Below are 16,857 nucleotides of genomic sequence, written 5' to 3' on the forward strand. Positions count from 1 at the left end.
AGCCACCCTAGGTGTGGCAAAGGACGCACGAGGACGCACTGCCGATCCGTGGGGCCGCCGATACGCTACGGATCAGTAGCTGTACAGGAACGAGGGCTTCCCGTGGACGCGTGCCGGGCCCGTCTCCGCGGACCGAGCCCCCGTCATGTCCCGTGACCAGGCAGGGAGCCGCCACCCGATGTCCGAGCCGCAGAGCGACATCCACACCACCGCGGGCAAGATCGCGGACCTGCAGCGCCGTATCGGCGAAGCCACGCACGCGGGTTCCGAGCGCGCGGTCGAGAAGCAGCACGCGAAGGGCAAACTCACCGCACGGGAGCGGGTGGACCTGCTCCTGGACGAGGGTTCCTTCACGGAGCTGGACGAGTTCGCCCGTCACCGCTCCACCAACTTCGGCATCGAGAAGAACCGCCCCTACGGGGACGGCGTGGTGACGGGGTACGGCACGGTCGACGGCCGTCCGGTGTGCGTGTACTCACAGGACTTCACGATCTTCGGCGGTTCGCTGGGCGAGGTCTACGGCGAGAAGATCGTCAAGGTCATGGACTTCGCGCTGAAGACCGGCTGCCCGGTCATCGGCATCAACGACGGCGGCGGCGCCCGCATCCAGGAAGGGGTCGCGGCGCTCGGGCTGTTCGCCGAGATCTTCCGGCGCAATGTGCACGCCTCCGGTGTGGTGCCGCAGATCTCGCTGATCGTCGGCCCCTGCGCGGGCGGCGCGGTCTACTCCCCCGCGATCACCGACTTCACGGTCATGGTCGACCAGACCTCGCACATGTTCATCACCGGACCCGACGTCATCAAGACCGTCACCGGCGAGGACGTGGGCTTCGAGGAACTGGGCGGGGCCCGCACCCACAACACCACCTCCGGTGTGGCGCACCACCTCTCGGGCGACGAGAAGGACGCGATCGAGTACGTCAAGTCCCTGCTGTCGTACCTCCCGTCGAACAACCTCTCCGAGCCGCCGGTCTTCCCGGAGGAGGCGGACCTGGCGACCACCGACGAGGACCGCGAGCTCGACACGCTGATCCCGGACTCGGCGAACCAGCCGTACGACATGCACACCGCCATCGAGCACGTGCTGGACGACGCCGAGTTCCTGGAGACCCAGGCCCTGTTCGCGCCGAACATCATCACCGGCTTCGGCCGCGTGGAAGGCCGGCCGGTCGGTGTCGTGGCCAACCAGCCGATGCAGTTCGCCGGTTGCCTGGACATCAACGCCAGCGAGAAGGCCGCCCGATTCGTGCGCACCTGCGACGCGTTCAACGTGCCGGTGCTGACCTTCGTCGACGTGCCGGGCTTCCTGCCGGGCGTGGACCAGGAGTACGGCGGCATCATCCGCCGGGGCGCCAAGCTGATCTACGCCTACGCGGAGGCGACCGTCCCGCTGATCACGGTCATCACCCGCAAGGCGTTCGGCGGGGCGTACGACGTCATGGGCTCCAAGCACCTGGGCGCCGACGTGAACCTCGCCTGGCCGACCGCCCAGATCGCCGTCATGGGCGCCCAGGGGGCGGTCAACATCCTGCACCGCCGCACGATCGCCGCCGCCGAGGACCCGGAGGCGACCCGCTCGCGGCTCATGACCGAGTACGAGGACGCGTTGCTCAACCCGTACGTCGCGGCCGAACGCGGTTACGTCGACGCGGTGATCATGCCCTCGGACACCCGAAAGCACGTCGTGAAGGCGCTCCGGCAACTGCGCACCAAGCGTGAGTCCCTGCCGCCGAAGAAGCACGGCAACATCCCGCTGTAGGCCGTGGACAGCTGTACGAAGACGGATTGGAGCCCGCCATGATCAGGGTCGTACGGGGCAACCCGACCCCCGAGGAACTCGCCGCCGCCCTGGCGGTGGTCCGGGCGCGCGCCGCTTCGGCGGCGGCGGTGCCGGACACCGCGCCCCCGCCGCCCGCGCAGTGGTCCGACCCGGCGCGGATCGCCCGCGCCACACGGGCCCTGCCGGGGCCGACGGCGTGGGCGCGCACCTACTGGCCCGCCTGAGCGGCGGCCGGGCACCCGTCGCCGGGAGTGACCGGTGTCCCGCGTACGGGTGGTTGAGTACCCGTACTCAGGCAGGACCGCGGCGGGCGGAGCAGGATCGGACGCATGCTCTGGTCCGACCCCGACAACCGCCCGCCGAAGGAACTGCGCGACGCCCAGGAGATGCTGCGGCGCGCGGGGTTCCTCCTCGCCCTGGCCATGGTGGTCGGGATGATCGTGGTCGGCCTGCGCTGACCCGTGGTGCTCGGAGCTCTTACAGCGTGACCGCCCACAGGACGGTCTCGCCCGCGGCGACCGCGCCCACGGCGATCCAGCTCAGCACGCCGGCCCAGCGCGGGAAGCGGTGACGGTCGGGCTCGGGCGCGGTCCGGGAGCTCCACATCCACCAGAGGGCTCCGGCGCGAACGGCGACCGAGACGACGCTCAGAGTGATCTGGATGGCGAGGTTGTCGGTCGCCCCTGTCGCCAGGGCGAGGAACAGGTTCGGCACCAGGAGCCAGGCGAGGGCGGCACACCTGCGGGACCGGCTCCACCACGGCGAGAGGCACAACGCGACGCAGCCGCAGAAGGTCAGGTAGAAGACGGGGAGAGCGAAGATCTCGGGGATCTCGTCGTCGCCCGTGAGCCGGCTGAGAAGGCTCACCGCGCTGCCCGCCGCCAGACCCCACACGATCAGGCGGGGGCTGCTCCACCAGGGCACCTCCACGTCCACCCGGTACGCGTCCACGGCTGCCGCGCCGACCTGCTCAGGGGCGCCGAGTTCGGCCAGGATCTGCGTAATCCGCCCGGGGCGCCCGGCGAGGGCCACGGCGATCCGTTCGGCGACGTCCCCGACCGTCTCCTTGCGCCGATGAGCCGGAAGGCCCGACACGGCCTGCTCGACGGCGTCGAGGTAGCGGCGCACCTCCTGGCCGTCGGTGTCCGGGTGGTCGGTGGGGTGGATCGTCATGGCTGCTGCTTTCTCTGCTGAAGAGCGGACGAGCGGGCCGCGGACGGTTCCGGCGGTGCGCCGGGGACGGCGGTCCGCAGCGGTCAGTACGAGGCCGTGCGGCGGCGCAGGACACGGAGCGCGGCGGCGGTGAGCAGAGCCGCGGCGGCGAGCACCAGCGCGCTGGAGGCGATCTGGAAGCCCCAGTAGTCGCCGGGTTCGAGGGCGTTCATGAGGTAGCTGTCCTGGGGCAGGGCGTCGTAGAACTGGAGGCCGACGACTCCGCCCGGGTGGAAGCCGTGGACCTTGGAGAACAGCGGGAAATCGACCAGCAGCACGGCCCGGGAGCGGACCAGTGCTCCGGCGACCAGCCAGGTGAGGACGGGCGCCGCGACGAGGGCGGGCAGGGTACGGCGCAGGAGCGTGCCGCACAGCGCGCCGGCCGCGACTCCGAGGAGGACGTGGGCGACGGTCACCGGGCCGATCGTGTAGAAGGCGTTCTGCCGTTCGGCGCCGTAGGTGAGCAGGTCGAGACGGAAGCCGTGCACGGCGCTGATCCGGTACAGCGCCACCGCGGGGACGGTCACCGCCGCGAGGAACGCCGCCTGGACCGCCCAGCGGACGGTGAACCACCGCCGGGGCGTGACCGACTGGGTCAGCGCGAGGACGACCCGGCGGGTCTCCCACTCCCGCGCGGTCAGTACGGCGGTGACGAGTGCGGCGAGCAGCGCCGGCTGGAAGGCGAGGGACGAGCCGTCGTTCACGAGCTGCTCGGTCACGTGGTGGGCGTCGTCCGCGTAGCGCCCGAAGTGGTAGGCCTGGGAGCCGACATGGTCGCGCAGGGCGATGGCGTCGGCCCAGCTGCCGTAGTGGTACAGGATCGCGGCGCAGACGCGCGCGGCCAGCAGCAGGACGACCAGCGCGACCCACCGGTACTGCCGTACGGCGATGAGCACGAGCGGCAGAGCGCGTCCGGCTCGGGCAGGTCCGGCGGGCGGGGCGGCGACGGGGGCGCTCATGCGGCGTCTTCCTTGCTGAGGGCGGCCGGGGCGGCCGCTCGGCCGGGGGCGGCGGGGGTGAGGTGGGCGAGGACCAGCTCCTCCAGCGAGGGGGTCCGTGCGTCCCAGGCGGCGGGCAGCGGCCCGGCGGGGCGGATGAGCGCGCTGGTACCGCGCCCGGCCGGGCGGGACTCGACGACGGTGTGGCCGCCGAGGCCGTCGGGACCGCCGGTCACGGCGACCACGGCGTGGGACGCGGTCAGTTCGTCGATGTCGCCGCAGAGCCGGACCGTGCCCCGGTCGAGCAGGAGCAGGTGGTCGCAGACGTCGGCCAGCTCGGAAATGATGTGCGAGGACATCACCACGGTGGTGCCGGTGTCGGCGACGTGCGCCATGAGCAGCCCCATCAGCTCCTGCCGCGCCAGCACGTCGAGGTCGGCCATCGGCTCGTCCAGCAGCAGCAGGTCGGCGCGTTTACCAAGGGCGAGGGCCAGGGCCAGGCGGGTGCGCTGGCCGCCGGACAGGGCACCGACCCGGTCGTCGCGCAGCGGCTCGGCGACCCGCCCGGCCAACTCGGCGTCCCAGTGGGCCCCGTTCGTCCGGGCGCCGAGGCGCAGCATCTCGCTGACGGTGAACCCGGCGAAGAGCGGGCGGTGCTGGGCCAGGTATGCGACCCGGGGGTGTCCGGCTCCCGGCGGTCCGCCCAGGACCTCGATCGTCCCGGACGCGGGCCGTCGCACACCGGCCGCAAGCTCCAACAGGCTCGTTTTCCCCGATCCGTTGGGACCCACGAGAGCGGAGACGACCCCGGCGGGGACGCCGAAGGTGCACCGGTCGAGGACGTCCCTGCCCTTGCGGCCGTATCTCTGGGTGACCGCGTGGGCCGCGAGCGCCGTGTCAGGGCTGCTGGTGGGGAACGTCATCGGGCTCCTTCGGGAGGTAGAGGTCGTCCAGCACGTCGTTGAACAGGGCGGCGAGGTCGTCGCGTTCGGCACCTTCGGCGACGGCCCGGGCGGCCACGTCCGCGAGCCCCGCCCGCCAGGGCGAGCCGGCCGAGGAGGCACCGAGGGTGCCGGTCACGAAGGTCCCGTGTCTGCGCCGGGTCTCGACGAGCCCCTGGGACTCCAGCTCGCGGTACGCCTTGAGCACGGTGTTGGGGTTGAGCGCGGTCGCTTCCACCACGGCCCGCGCGGTGGGCAGCCGGTCACCCGGCTTCAGCAGACCGAGCCGTAGCGCCTGCTGGACCTGCTGGATGATCTGGACGTAGTTCGGGACGCCACTGCGCCGATCGATACGGAAGGCGAATCCCATGGCCTCACCTCCCGTAGAACCAATGAACTAGTTCAATGATGCATTGGGCTGTCCGGGCACGTCAAGGCGCATGGGGTATCACCCTCACGGGCGGTCACGGGCCGGGCGGGCATGGGCGGGCCGGTCAAACGGAAGGGCGCCGCCGCACCGGAGCGGGTCGGCCGTTCGGACCGGCCCGGGCCACCGCGCGCACGTTCCGGGCCGGAAACCAGCAGGCGAGGTTCCGCTCGGGGCCGGAGCCGTCGACCGTCGCCCCGGGAGTGACGGCGTGCCGCTCCGACTCCCCGCACCCCTTCCTCGGACGCCCCGCACGCGGTCCTGAGCCGTGCGCAGGGCCGGCGCGGCACGAACGCGCTCGCGAGGAAGGCCGCCGGCAGAAGAAGGCCGTCGGCAGGCGCCCGCCCGCACCCCACCCCTGACGACCGGATCCCCCGACCGGCTCACCCCGGCCGCCCGGTGCCGCGGACCCGCCCGCGACCTACGATGGCCCGCATGACTGCTCAGCGCCGGCTCGTACTCGCCTCCGCCTCCCCCGCCCGTCTCGGCCTGCTGCGGCAGGCGGGCTTCGCCCCCGAGAAGATCGTCAGCGGGGTGGACGAGGACGCGCTCTCGGCACCGACCCCCGGCGAGCTGGCGCTGGTCCTGGCACGGGCGAAGGCCACCGCCGTGGCGGCGCTCCCGCAGGCGGCCGACGCCCTGGTGGTCGGGTGCGATTCGGTGCTCGACCTGGACGGGGAGGCGCTCGGCAAGCCCGCCGACGCCGAGGAGGCCACCGCCCGCTGGCAGGCGATGCGGGGCCGCGCCGGGGTGCTGCGTACCGGCCACAGCGTGATCGACACCGCGAGCGGGCGTACCGCGTCCGCGACCGCGTCCACGGTCGTCCGCTTCGGCGAGCCCACCGACGCCGAGATCGCCGCCTACGTCGCCACCGGCGAACCGCTCCACGTCGCGGGGGCGTTCACCCTGGACGGCCTCTCGGGGCCGTTCGTCGACTCCATCGAGGGCGACCACTCCAACGTGATCGGGCTCTCCTTGCCTCTGCTTCGCCGGCTCCTCGGTGAACTGGGCGTGTCCGTCACGGAGTTGTGGGACTGACCATCGGCGGCGCCGGGGGCGCCCCGGCCGCGGGGTCCCGGCGCCCGGGGGCGTACCCGATCAGGGTGCCGACGAGCAGGGCCAGCGCGACCATCAGGCAGGCGAAGGCGTACCAGCCGACCAGGCCCACCGCCAGGGCTCCGAGCACCCCGTGCGCGACGGCGGTGAGGATCAGCGCGAACCGGCCCACCCGGCCCGGGGCGCGGTCGCGCACCGCGGCGATCAGCGTGATCACGGCGACGGCCACCAGCAGTGCGACCGAGACGCCGCCCATCACCCAGGCGCCGGTGCTCACGGCCCCGGTCTCCAGGCCGGCCAGCGACATGTTCTGCTTCTCCGCCACCGTGGCGAGAATCATGTGGACGATCGCCACGCCCACGGCCTCGGCGAGGAGAACGAGCGCGGTCACGACGGCCACCGGTCTGCGCACCATGGCGCCACCCCCTGTTACCCATAGTTACAACCGATACCGCGGACCCTACTAACCGGTAATCATCCGGACAAGGGGCCGCGCACGTCCGGCGGGGTTCGGTCGTACGGCAAAGAAAACCCTCACCCGTTCGTGGGGACCCGACAAAGAAAAGCCACCGGTCGTTGCGCCTACAGACAGAGACCTGGACCACACCTCGTGGCTACTGTGCGGTTGAGGATCGCGGCGTACCGTGGTCCGACAAGGGATTTTGCGACTCCGCAAGCCTCGGAATCACGCTCCGTGTGGGCAAGCTCACCCATGGGGACGGGTCGTACGGCCGTGTTGGTAGTCCCTAAACTCAGCTTGTTCCTAGGAGGGAGTCATCGTGCGCAAGGTGCTCATCGCCAACCGTGGCGAAATCGCTGTCCGCGTCGCTCGGGCCTGCCGGGACGCCGGGATCGCCAGCGTCGCCGTCTACGCCGATCCGGACCGGGACGCTCTGCACGTCCGCGCGGCCGACGAGGCGTTCGCGCTGGGCGGTGACACCCCGGCGTCCAGCTATCTGGACATCGCCAAGGTGCTGCGCGCCGCCGCCGACTCGGGCGCCGACGCGATCCACCCGGGGTACGGATTCCTGTCCGAGAACGCGGAGTTCGCGCAGGCGGTGCTGGACGCCGGGCTGACCTGGATCGGCCCGCCGCCGCAGGCGATCCGCGACCTCGGTGACAAGGTCGCCGCCCGGCACATCGCGCAGCGCGCCGGTGCCCCGCTCGTCGCCGGTACGCCGGACCCGGTCTCCGGCTCCGACGAGGTCGTGGCGTTCGCGCGGGAGCACGGCCTGCCCATCGCCATCAAGGCCGCCTTCGGCGGTGGCGGACGCGGTCTGAAGGTCGCCCGCACCCTCGAAGAGGTGCCGGAGCTGTACGACTCCGCAGTCCGCGAGGCCGTCGCGGCGTTCGGCCGGGGCGAGTGCTTCGTCGAGCGCTACCTCGACAAACCGCGCCACGTCGAGACCCAGTGCCTCGCCGACCAGCACGGCAACGTCGTCGTCGTCTCCACCCGCGACTGCTCGCTCCAGCGCCGCCACCAGAAGCTGGTCGAGGAGGCCCCGGCCCCCTTCCTCTCCGAGGAGCAGAACGCCCAGCTGTACGCCGCGTCGAAGGCGATCCTGAAGGAGGCCGGCTACGTCGGCGCCGGCACGGTCGAGTTCCTCGTCGGCACGGACGGCACGATCTCCTTCCTGGAGGTCAACACCCGCCTCCAGGTGGAGCACCCGGTCACCGAAGAGGTCACCGGCCTCGACCTGGTCCGCGAGATGTTCCGGATCGCCGACGGCGAGGAGCTGGGGTACGGCGACCCGGCCGTGCGCGGCCACTCCTTCGAGTTCCGCATCAACGGCGAGGACCCGGGCCGGGGCTTCCTGCCCGCCCCGGGCACCGTCACCACCTTCAGCGCCCCGACCGGTCCCGGTGTCCGGCTCGACGCGGGTGTCGAGTCCGGCAGCGTCATCGGCCCGGCCTGGGACTCGCTCCTGGCGAAGCTGATCGTCACCGGTGCCACCCGTGAGCAGGCGCTCCAGCGCGCCGCCCGCGCGCTCGGCGAGTTCACCGTCGAGGGCATGGCGACGGCCATCCCGTTCCACCGCGCGGTGGTGGTGGACCCGGCGTTCACCTCGGACCCGTTCCGCATCCACACCCGCTGGATCGAGACCGAGTTCGTCAACGAGATCAAGCCCTTCACCACTCCCGCCGAGGCGGACGAGGACGAGGGCAACCGGGAGATCGTCGTCGTCGAGGTCGGCGGCCGGCGCCTGGAGGTCTCGCTGCCCTCGTCGCTCGGCATGAGCCTCGCGCGTACGGGCCTGGCGGCCGGCGCGAAGCCGAAGCGCCGCGCGGCGAAGAAGGCCGGCGCCGCGGCCTCGGGCGACACCCTCGCGTCCCCCATGCAGGGCACCATCGTCAAGGTGGCCGTGGAAGAGGGCCAGGAGGTCAAGGAGGGCGACCTCGTCGTCGTCCTGGAGGCCATGAAGATGGAGCAGCCCCTCAACGCCCACCGCTCCGGCACGATCAAGGGCCTGACCGCCGAGGTCGGCAGCTCGCTCTCCTCCGGTGCCGCGATCTGCGAGATCAAGAGCTGACGCACTCCGTCGGCGCCCGGTACCACGCGAAGGCGCTCCTCGGACACCGACAGGCCCCGCCCCACCCGTACGCCCACCGCGCACGGACCGGGCGGGGCCTGTCCGCGTCCGGAGCGGCGCGGGCCCCGGGCGCGATCCGGTCGCGAAACCCGGTCGGGCGGCCGCGAAACCCGGTCGGCGCGGTCGGCGCGGTCGCGGAGACAGCCGGGGGCGGCCGCGAAATGGGTCGCGGCGGTCGCGGAGACAGTCGCGGTGCGCTCGGGGGGCGGTCCGGGAACAGGTGCGGCGGAGCGCGGTGGCATCCTGGATGCCGAGGAGACCCGGGAGGACGACCCCACCATGGCCAGCGCGACGCCGCCCCGTACGACCCCGAGCACGGCCGCACCTCGCACGGCCGGCCCGCGCCCGGACCCGGACCGGCCGGACTGCGGTCCCCCGGCGCCCGCGCCGGGGCGCCCGATGCGGGCGGACGCCCGCCGCAACCACGACCGGCTGGTCGGCGAGGCCCGTACCCTCTTCGCCGAACAGGGCACCGACGCCTCGCTGGAGGATCTCGCGCGTCGTGCGCAGGTCGGGATCGGCACGCTCTACCGGCACTTCCCCACCCGGCACGCGCTGATGAACGCGGTCTTCCAGGACGCGCTGGCGGATCTGATCGCCCACTCCTACGCCCTGGCGGAGGCCGAACAGCCGTGCCGGGCGCTGGTGGAGTGGCTCGGCGCGATCGTCCGGCACGCGGGCGAGTACCGCGGGCTGGCGCAGGCGCTGCTGTCGGCCTCGCGGGACGACAGCTCGGCCCTGGCGCCCTGTCATGTACCGCTGCGCGAGGCGGGGGCACGGCTGCTGACGCGGGCGCAGCACAGCGGGGCGGTACGGGCGGACGTGTCGATCGGCGATCTGATGGGGCTGACGAACGCCATCGCCCTGGCGGCGGAGCAGAACCCCGAGGATCCCGAACTGGCCGACCGGCTGCTCCTGCTGACCCTGCGGGGCTTCAGGACCACGGCGGACACGGCGCCGGAGTCCTGAGCCCGGACCCCGACGGGCCCCGGCACGCGCGAGGTGGAGCCCCGCCGTGGGGGCCCCGGCTCCTCAACGGCGGCGCAGGTCCGCGACCCTGCCGCGCTCGGGCCCGGCGTCGGCCATCACCGCCGCGCCCCGCAACTGCGCCCCGAGGCCGCCGTTCTGCGTACGGCGCTGACCCGGCAGGGGCATCTCGCGCCGCTGTCTGCCACCGGGCGGGACGCCTTCCGCGCCGGAAGGACCACAGGCGCCCGAGTCGGCGTCACCGCCCGCGAGGGTGATCTCCACGCCCTGGTCGGCCAGAGCCTGGATCTCGGCGGCGGCCCGCTCGTCGTGCGGCGGGGGCTCGTCCGTGACCAGCCGGGTGACCAGCTCCGTCGGCACCGTCTGGAACATGGTGTCGGCGCCCAGCTTGGTGTGGTCGGCGAGTACGACCACCTCGGCGGCAGCCTGCACCAGGGCCCGGTCGACGCTGGCCGAGAGCATGTTGGACGTGGAGAGACCGCGTTCGGCCGTCAGCCCGCTCCCGGAGAGGAAGGCGCGGGAGACCCGCAGCCCCTGGAGGGACTGCTCGGCTCCGCTGCCGACCAGGGCGTAGTTGCTCCCGCGCAGGGTGCCCCCGGTCATCACGACCTCCACGCGGTTGGCGTGGGCCAGGGCCTGGGCGACCAGCAGGGAGTTGGTCACGACGGTCAGGCCGGGCACCCGCGCGAGCCGGCGGGCCAGCTCCTGCGTGGTCGTACCGGCCCCGACGACGATGGCTTCGCCCTCACCGACCAGGCCGGCCGCCACATCGGCGATGGCCGTCTTCTCCGCGGACGAGAGATGGGATTTCTGCGGAAAGCCGGACTCCCGCGTAAAACCGCCCGGCAAGACCGCACCGCCGTGCCGGCGGTCGAGGAGTCCTTCTGCCTCCAGTGCCCGCACGTCCCGCCGTACGGTCACTTCGGAGGTCTGGACGACGCGGGCGAGCTCACGGAGCGATACCGCCCCGTTGGCACGCACCATTTCGAGGATCAATTGACGACGTTCTGCAGCGAACACAGAACTGACAGTAACCCGGCCCGCGCGCGTTTTCAGCGCATTGGGCCGAATTGCAGAAGTTGGCGACGAAGTGGGTCACCAAGTGATATACGCGAAACCGATGTTGTCAGACTCGCCCGTGTAGTCGCCGTCAGTTGCCGCCGGATTGGCTGGAACATGCACACAACCGGTCGGAGAGTGGTCAGGCGTGATCCGCCCACTCTCCCAACAGGCCCCGCAGCGAAGGCGGTTGCCGCCGCGCGGGGCCGATCGCACCGGGTGACTACGCCTCGCCGTCGAGCTTCCGGGTGTGCAGCTGACGCGCCACCTCGGCGATCGAACCCGACAGGGACGGGTACACGGTGAACGCGTTCGCGATCTGTTCCACCGTCAAGTTGTTGTCGACCGCGACCGAAATCGGATGAATGAGTTCACTGGCGCGCGGCGCGACGACACAGCCGCCGACCACGATGCCGGTGCCCGGACGGCAGAAGATCTTGACGAAGCCGTCGCGGATGCCGAGCATCTTGGCGCGCGGGTTGCGCAGCAGCGGGAGCTTGACGACGCGGGCCTCGATCTTGCCGGCGTCCACGTCGGCCTGGGTGTAGCCGACGGTGGCGATCTCCGGGTCGGTGAAGACGTTGGAGGAGACGGTCTTCAGGTTCAGCGGGGCCACCGCGTCGCCGAGGAAGTGGTACATCGCGATCCGGCCCTGCATCGCGGCGACCGAGGCCAGCGCGAAGACGCCCGTGACGTCACCGGCGGCGTAGACGCCGGGGGCGCTGGTGCGGGAGACCTTGTCGGTCTTGATGTGGCCGGACTCCTTGAGGTGGACGCCGGCCTCCTCGAGCCCCATGCCCTCGGTGTTCGGGATCGCGCCGACCGCCATCAGGCAGTGCGTGCCGGAGATGACGCGGCCGTCCGCGAGGGTGACCTCGACCCGGTCGCCGACGCGCTTGGCGGCCTCGGCGCGCGAGCGGGCCATGACGTTCATGCCGCGGCGGCGGAACACGTCCTCCAGTACGGCGGCGGCGTCCGGGTCCTCGCCCGGCAGCACCCGGTCGCGGGAGGAGACGAGGGTGACCCGGGAGCCGAGCGCCTGGTAGGCGCCGGCGAACTCGGCGCCGGTGACGCCGGAGCCGACCACGATGAGCTCCTCGGGGAGCTCGTCGAGGTCGTAGACCTGGGTCCAGTTGAGGATGCGCTCACCGTCGGGCTGGGCGTCCGGGATCTCGCGGGGGTGGCCGCCGGTGGCGATCAGCACCGCGTCGGCGGTGAGGCGCACCTCGCTGCCGTCGGCGGCGGTCACCACGACCTGGCGGGAGCCGTCGGCGGCCTGGAGGCCCTCCAGCCGGCCGCGTCCGCGCATCACCCGGGCGCCGGCCCGGGTGACGGAGGCGGTGATGTCGTGGGACTGGGCGAGCGCGAGGCGCTTGACACGCCGGTTGACCTTGCCGAGGTCGACCCCGACGACCCGGGCGGCCTGCTCCAGGGCCGGGGTGTCGTCGGCGACGATGATGCCCAGCTCCTCGTAGGAGGAGTCGAAGGTCGTCATGACCTCGGCGGTGGCGATCAGGGTCTTGGAGGGGACGCAGTCGGTGAGCACGGACGCTCCGCCGAGGCCGTCGCAGTCGACGACGGTGACCTCCGCCCCGAGCTGGGTGCCGACCAGTGCCGCCTCGTAGCCGCCGGGGCCGCCGCCGATGATCACGATCCTGGTCACGAAATGTCCGCCTCGCGTGGTGTCATCCCGCGGCCGTCTGCCGTCCCGGCCGGGGTCCGGGGGATCGCCCCGGGGGAATGCAGTACGTACTCCATTGTCCCGCACCCGCCAAGGTGCTTCGCCCCGGGTCCCTCCATCCGGGCGCCGGAGCCGTCCTCGCAGCTCGGGCGGGGTGGCGCGGGCACCGGCCCGCCACCTGCGGCCGTTCCCTCTCCCGGGCTGTTCCTGCCCGGAGTTCGGCACGTCGCTCCGCATCTCCCGTACCCTCGGACTCATGTCGCTCTACGCCGCGTACGCCGGCAACCTCGACGCGCGGCTGATGACGCGCCGCGCACCGCATTCCCCGCTGCGCGGTACGGGCTGGCTCAACGGCTGGCGGCTGACCTTCGGCGGGGAGCAGATGGGCTGGGAAGGCGCGCTGGCGACGGTCGTCGAGGCGCCGCGCTCCCAGGTCTTCGTCGCCCTGTACGACGTGGCTCCGATGGACGAGGACTCCCTGGACCGCTGGGAGGGCGTCGGGCTCGACATCTACCGGCGGATGCGGGTGCGCGTGCACACCCTGGACGGCGAGGAGCCGGCCTGGATGTACGTGCTCAACGGTTACGAGGGCGGGCTGCCCTCCGCCCGTTACCTCGGCGAGGTGGCCGACGCGGCGGAGTCCGCCGGGGCCCCGCACGACTACGTCATGGAACTGCGCAAGCGCCCCTGCTGACCCTGTGGGCGCACGGGTCCCGAGGACCCCACGCGCCCCACTCGCCCCGTCCGCGTCCCGGCCCTCCGCCCTCCCCGTCGTACGAAAACGGGAAAGGACCGGACAGACTGCGCGCCGGTCCATCTACGCGCGTAGGGATTCAGCGGTTACCCTCGTCCGGTGAACGCATCTGTTATTCCGGACAACATCCAGGACGACCCGCACGCGGTGGCCGCGGAGGCCGCCGCCAGGCTGCGGGAGCTGACCGGCGCCGAGACCCACGACGTGGTCCTCGTGATGGGGTCCGGGTGGGGGCCCGCGGGCGATGCGCTCGGTACCCCGGACGCCGAGTTCCCGGTGACGCACCTGCCCGGATTCCCGCCCCCGGCGGTCGAGGGCCACGGCGGCACGGTCCGCTCGTACCGCATCGGCGAGAAGCGGGTGCTGGTCTTCCTCGGCCGCACCCACTTCTACGAGGGCCGCGGCGTCGCCGCCGTCGCCCACGGCGTCCGTACGGCCGTGGCCGCCGGCTGCCGGACGGTCGTGCTGACCAACGGCTGCGGCGGTCTGCGCGAGGGCATGCGGCCCGGCCAGCCGGTGCTGATCGGCGACCACATCAACCTCACCGCCACCTCCCCGATCATCGGCGCCAACTTCGTCGACCTGACCGACCTGTACTCCCCCCGGCTGAGGGCGCTCTGCCAGGAGATCGACCCCTCGCTGGAGGAGGGCGTGTACGTGCAGTTCCCCGGCCCGCACTACGAGACCCCGGCCGAGATCGGCATGGTCCGCGCGATGGGCGGCGACCTGGTGGGCATGTCCACCGTGCTGGAGGCCATCGCCGCGCGCGAGGCCGGCGCGGAGGTGCTCGGCATCTCGCTGGTGACCAACCTCGCGGCCGGGCTGTCCGGCGAGCCGCTGAACCACGAAGAGGTCCTGCAGGCCGGCCGGGACTCGGCCGCGCGCATGGGCGACCTGCTGGCCCGCGTGCTCGAACGCATCTGACCGGCCGGACCGGCGGCGGCCGGGCCTCGCGGTCCTGGCCGCCGCCGGTCCGCTACCGGGCCCGCACCGCCGGGCACTCTCCGTCATCCCCGAAAGGTGGACCCCCGTGCACGACGACGACCTCCTCGAACGGGCCAGGGCCTGGCAGGCCGAGGACCCGGACCCCGAGACGCGGGACGAGCTGGGGCGGCTGATCGGCTCCGACGCGCCCGAAGCCCGCACCGAGCTCGCCGCGCGCTTCGCGGGCACCCTCCAGTTCGGCACCGCCGGGCTGCGCGGGGAGCTGGGCGCCGGTCCGACGCGGATGAACCGCGCCGTCGTGATCCGGGCCGCCGCGGGCCTCGCCGCGTACCTCAAGAGCCGGCGAACCCCGGGGGACGCTCCCGGGCTCGTCGTCGTGGGCTACGACGCCCGCTACCGCTCGGCCGACTTCGCCCGGGACACCGCCGCCGTGATGACCGGCGCCGGACTCCGGGCGGCCGTCCTGCCGCGCCCGCTGCCCACCCCCGTGCTGGCGTACGCCATACGGCATCTGGGAGCCGTCGCGGGTGTCGAGGTCACCGCGAGCCACAACCCGCCGCGCGACAACGGCTACAAGGTCTACCTCGGCGACGGCTCGCAGATCGTGCCCCCGGCCGACGCGGAGATCGCCGCCGCCATCGCGGCGGTCGGCCCGCTCGCCGGGGTGGACCGTCCCGAGGACGGCTGGCAGGTCCTCGGCGACGAGATCCTGGACGCCTATCTGGCCCGTACGGACGCCGTCCTCGCCGCCGGCTCCCCGCGCACCGCCCGGACCGTCCACACGGCACTGCACGGCGTCGGCACCTCCGTGCTGACCGCGGCGTTCGAGCGGGCCGGGTTCCCCGCGCCGGTGCTCGTCGCCGAGCAGGCCGACCCCGACCCGGCGTTCCCCACCGTCGCGTTCCCGAACCCGGAGGAGCCGGGCGCGATGGACCTCTCCTTCGCGACCGCGCGCCGGGAGAACCCCGACCTGATCATCGCCAACGACCCGGACGCGGACCGCTGCGCCGTCGCGGTCCCGGACCCGGCGGCCGAGGGCGGCTGGCGGATGCTGCGCGGCGACGAGGTCGGCGCGCTGCTCGCCGCGCATCTCGTGGACCGGGGCGCCGAGGGCGTGCTCGCGGCCTCGATCGTCTCCTCCTCACTGCTCGGCCGGATCGCCGACCGAGCCGGTCTCGGGTACGAGGAGACGCTGACCGGTTTCAAGTGGATCGCCCGGGTGGACGGACTGCGGTACGGCTACGAGGAGGCGCTCGGCTACTGCGTCGACCCGGACGGCGTACGGGACAAGGACGGCATCACCGCCGCGCTGGTCGTCGCCGAGCTGGCCTCGGTGCTCAAGGAGCGCGGTCGCACCCTGCTCGACATGCTGGACGATCTGGCACTCGCGCACGGCCTGCACGCCACCGACCAGCTCTCGGTCCGGGTGGAGGACCTCTCGGTCATCGCCGACGCCATGCGCCGGCTCCGCGAGCGGCCCCCGGCCGAGCTGGCGGGACTGGCCGTCACCTCGGCCGAGGACCTGTCGAAAGGATCGGCCCGGCTCCCTCCCACGGACGGGCTGCGCTACCGGCTGGACGGCGCCCGGGTGATCGTCCGCCCGAGCGGGACCGAGCCGAAGCTGAAGTGCTACCTGGAGGTCGTCGTGCCGGTCGCCTCGGCGGACGGGCTGCCCGCCGCGCGGGGCCGGGCGGCCGAGCTGCTGGCCGGGATCAGGCGGGACCTCTCCGCCGCGGCCGGCATCTGATCCTGCGGACCCTCCGTACGCACGGAATCGGGCCGGTACCTCCCGGGGAGGTACCGGCCCGATCGTGTACGGACCGCGCGTCAGGCGGTGGCGAACAGCACCACCAGGGCGATCGCGCCCACGACGGCGGGAACGATGATCTCCCAGGCCCAGCGCACCGAGGAGGTCGCCTCCTGGGCACCGGGCACCGGCACGCCCTGCGCCTCGGCCGCCGCCCTCAGCTCGGCGTCGTCCTGGGCGAGCTGCCTCAGCTCCGAGACCGCCTGGTCCGCCGCCGCGGGACGGACGTGGGCCTGGGCGCCCTCGCCCTCGCGCAGGGCCGCAGCCGTCTGGCGCAGCGCCCGCTTCCGTTCGCGCAGCGAGACGGGCAGCGCCCACACCTGGTACTTCGCGCCGCCCGTGGTGGACAGCTCGGTCGAGTACGCGGCGCGGATGCCCGCCACCTCCGACCACGGCAGCCGGATCGTGCGGAACGGGTTGCGGACCAGGACGCGGCGCGCTCCGGCCATCACGGCGGGCCGCAGGGTGAGGGCGACGACCAGCGGGACCATGAACACCCCCGCGGCGAGCGCCTGCCACGGAGCGCGCCCCGCCCCGGTGAAGAGCGCGTCGATCACCAGCCAGGCGATCAGCAGGAGCAGGAGTACGCCGGCCACCATCGCGGCACCGGACCGGTAGGTCCGGTCGGCGTAGGCGGGTTCGCCGGAAGGCGTGGAGCTCGTCATGGCCCGATTGTGCC

At 72.9% G+C, this 16,857-nt stretch carries 17 protein-coding genes; 9 read left to right on the top strand and 8 right to left on the bottom strand.

The window, feature by feature from the left end:
* Window positions 1-178 precede the first annotated feature (178 nt).
* The 3 genes from OHT52_RS09640 (at window position 179) to mmpB (ending at window position 2,238) form a co-directional block, all read left to right on the top strand.
* Window positions 179-1,759, top strand: coding sequence for an acyl-CoA carboxylase subunit beta (locus OHT52_RS09640; protein ID WP_328719715.1), 1,581 nt, complete (start codon window positions 179-181; stop codon window positions 1,757-1,759).
* A 38-nt stretch (window positions 1,760-1,797) separates the two neighbouring features.
* Window positions 1,798-2,004 carry an acyl-CoA carboxylase epsilon subunit gene (locus OHT52_RS09645; RefSeq protein WP_328719716.1) on the top strand — a complete coding sequence of 69 codons (207 nt, stop codon included), beginning with the start codon at window positions 1,798-1,800 and terminating at the stop codon, window positions 2,002-2,004.
* Between the two features lie 105 nt (window positions 2,005-2,109).
* A complete protein-coding gene (gene mmpB, locus OHT52_RS09650; RefSeq protein WP_328719717.1) occupies window positions 2,110-2,238 on the top strand; it encodes a morphogenic membrane protein MmpB in 129 nt (42 codons plus the stop codon).
* A gap of 19 nt (window positions 2,239-2,257) precedes the next feature.
* Here the strand turns inward: mmpB and OHT52_RS09655 are convergent, their stop codons facing one another.
* The 4 genes from OHT52_RS09655 to OHT52_RS09670 all read right to left on the bottom strand — a co-directional run bounded on the left by OHT52_RS09655 (window position 2,258) and on the right by OHT52_RS09670 (window position 5,241).
* Window positions 2,258-2,953 carry an HAAS signaling domain-containing protein gene (locus OHT52_RS09655; protein WP_328719718.1) on the bottom strand — a complete coding sequence of 232 codons (696 nt, stop codon included), beginning with the start codon at window positions 2,951-2,953 and terminating at the stop codon, window positions 2,258-2,260.
* Between the two features lie 83 nt (window positions 2,954-3,036).
* Complete coding sequence (locus OHT52_RS09660) at window positions 3,037-3,951, bottom strand: hypothetical protein (protein WP_328719719.1); 915 nt, start codon at window positions 3,949-3,951, stop codon at window positions 3,037-3,039.
* Window positions 3,948-4,853 (bottom strand): ABC transporter ATP-binding protein, encoded by a 906-nt coding sequence (locus OHT52_RS09665; RefSeq protein WP_328719720.1) that lies wholly within the window; start codon window positions 4,851-4,853, stop codon window positions 3,948-3,950. The genes OHT52_RS09660 and OHT52_RS09665 overlap by 4 nt, the downstream gene beginning before the upstream one ends.
* Window positions 4,828-5,241, bottom strand: coding sequence for a GntR family transcriptional regulator (locus OHT52_RS09670; RefSeq protein WP_328719721.1), 414 nt, complete (start codon window positions 5,239-5,241; stop codon window positions 4,828-4,830). Before OHT52_RS09670 ends, OHT52_RS09665 begins: the two co-directional genes overlap by 26 nt.
* 483 nt (window positions 5,242-5,724) lie before the next feature.
* On the opposite strand from OHT52_RS09670, the gene OHT52_RS09675 reads away from it, so the two are divergent.
* Window positions 5,725-6,336 carry a Maf family protein gene (locus tag OHT52_RS09675; protein WP_328719722.1) on the top strand — a complete coding sequence of 204 codons (612 nt, stop codon included), beginning with the start codon at window positions 5,725-5,727 and terminating at the stop codon, window positions 6,334-6,336.
* Here OHT52_RS09675 and OHT52_RS09680 read toward each other — a convergent pair.
* Window positions 6,317-6,769: a hypothetical protein gene (locus OHT52_RS09680; protein ID WP_328719723.1), complete on the bottom strand. Its 453-nt coding sequence runs from the start codon at window positions 6,767-6,769 to the stop codon at window positions 6,317-6,319. The genes OHT52_RS09675 and OHT52_RS09680 overlap by 20 nt on opposite strands.
* A gap of 364 nt (window positions 6,770-7,133) precedes the next feature.
* Between OHT52_RS09680 and OHT52_RS09685 the strand changes: the two genes are divergently transcribed.
* On the top strand, window positions 7,134-8,885 hold the full coding sequence (locus OHT52_RS09685; RefSeq protein ID WP_328719724.1) for an acetyl/propionyl/methylcrotonyl-CoA carboxylase subunit alpha: 1,752 nt from the start codon (window positions 7,134-7,136) through the stop codon (window positions 8,883-8,885).
* Window positions 8,886-9,344: 459 nt separating this feature from the next.
* Window positions 9,345-9,914: a TetR/AcrR family transcriptional regulator gene (locus OHT52_RS09690; protein WP_328723676.1), complete on the top strand. Its 570-nt coding sequence runs from the start codon at window positions 9,345-9,347 to the stop codon at window positions 9,912-9,914.
* A gap of 63 nt (window positions 9,915-9,977) precedes the next feature.
* Here the strand turns inward: OHT52_RS09690 and OHT52_RS09695 are convergent, their stop codons facing one another.
* Both OHT52_RS09695 and OHT52_RS09700 read right to left on the bottom strand, forming a co-directional pair.
* Window positions 9,978-10,952 carry a DeoR/GlpR family DNA-binding transcription regulator gene (locus tag OHT52_RS09695; RefSeq protein ID WP_328719725.1) on the bottom strand — a complete coding sequence of 325 codons (975 nt, stop codon included), beginning with the start codon at window positions 10,950-10,952 and terminating at the stop codon, window positions 9,978-9,980.
* A 262-nt stretch (window positions 10,953-11,214) separates the two neighbouring features.
* Window positions 11,215-12,654 (bottom strand): NAD(P)H-quinone dehydrogenase, encoded by a 1,440-nt coding sequence (locus tag OHT52_RS09700; RefSeq protein ID WP_328719726.1) that lies wholly within the window; start codon window positions 12,652-12,654, stop codon window positions 11,215-11,217.
* A 274-nt stretch (window positions 12,655-12,928) separates the two neighbouring features.
* Between OHT52_RS09700 and OHT52_RS09705 the strand changes: the two genes are divergently transcribed.
* The 3 genes from OHT52_RS09705 to OHT52_RS09715 all read left to right on the top strand — a co-directional run bounded on the left by OHT52_RS09705 (window position 12,929) and on the right by OHT52_RS09715 (window position 16,118).
* Window positions 12,929-13,366 (top strand): gamma-glutamylcyclotransferase, encoded by a 438-nt coding sequence (locus OHT52_RS09705; protein WP_275492381.1) that lies wholly within the window; start codon window positions 12,929-12,931, stop codon window positions 13,364-13,366.
* Between the two features lie 159 nt (window positions 13,367-13,525).
* Window positions 13,526-14,350 carry a purine-nucleoside phosphorylase gene (locus OHT52_RS09710; RefSeq protein ID WP_327177648.1) on the top strand — a complete coding sequence of 275 codons (825 nt, stop codon included), beginning with the start codon at window positions 13,526-13,528 and terminating at the stop codon, window positions 14,348-14,350.
* A 106-nt stretch (window positions 14,351-14,456) separates the two neighbouring features.
* Window positions 14,457-16,118: a phospho-sugar mutase gene (locus tag OHT52_RS09715; protein WP_328719727.1), complete on the top strand. Its 1,662-nt coding sequence runs from the start codon at window positions 14,457-14,459 to the stop codon at window positions 16,116-16,118.
* 80 nt (window positions 16,119-16,198) lie between these two features.
* On the opposite strand, the gene OHT52_RS09720 is transcribed toward OHT52_RS09715, so the two are convergent.
* A complete protein-coding gene (locus OHT52_RS09720) occupies window positions 16,199-16,843 on the bottom strand; it encodes a PH domain-containing protein (protein WP_328719728.1) in 645 nt (214 codons plus the stop codon).
* Window positions 16,844-16,857: the final 14 nt, after the last annotated feature.

The sequence above is a fragment of the Streptomyces sp. NBC_00247 genome (genome assembly GCF_036188265.1).
GTDB lineage: Bacteria > Actinomycetota > Actinomycetes > Streptomycetales > Streptomycetaceae > Streptomyces.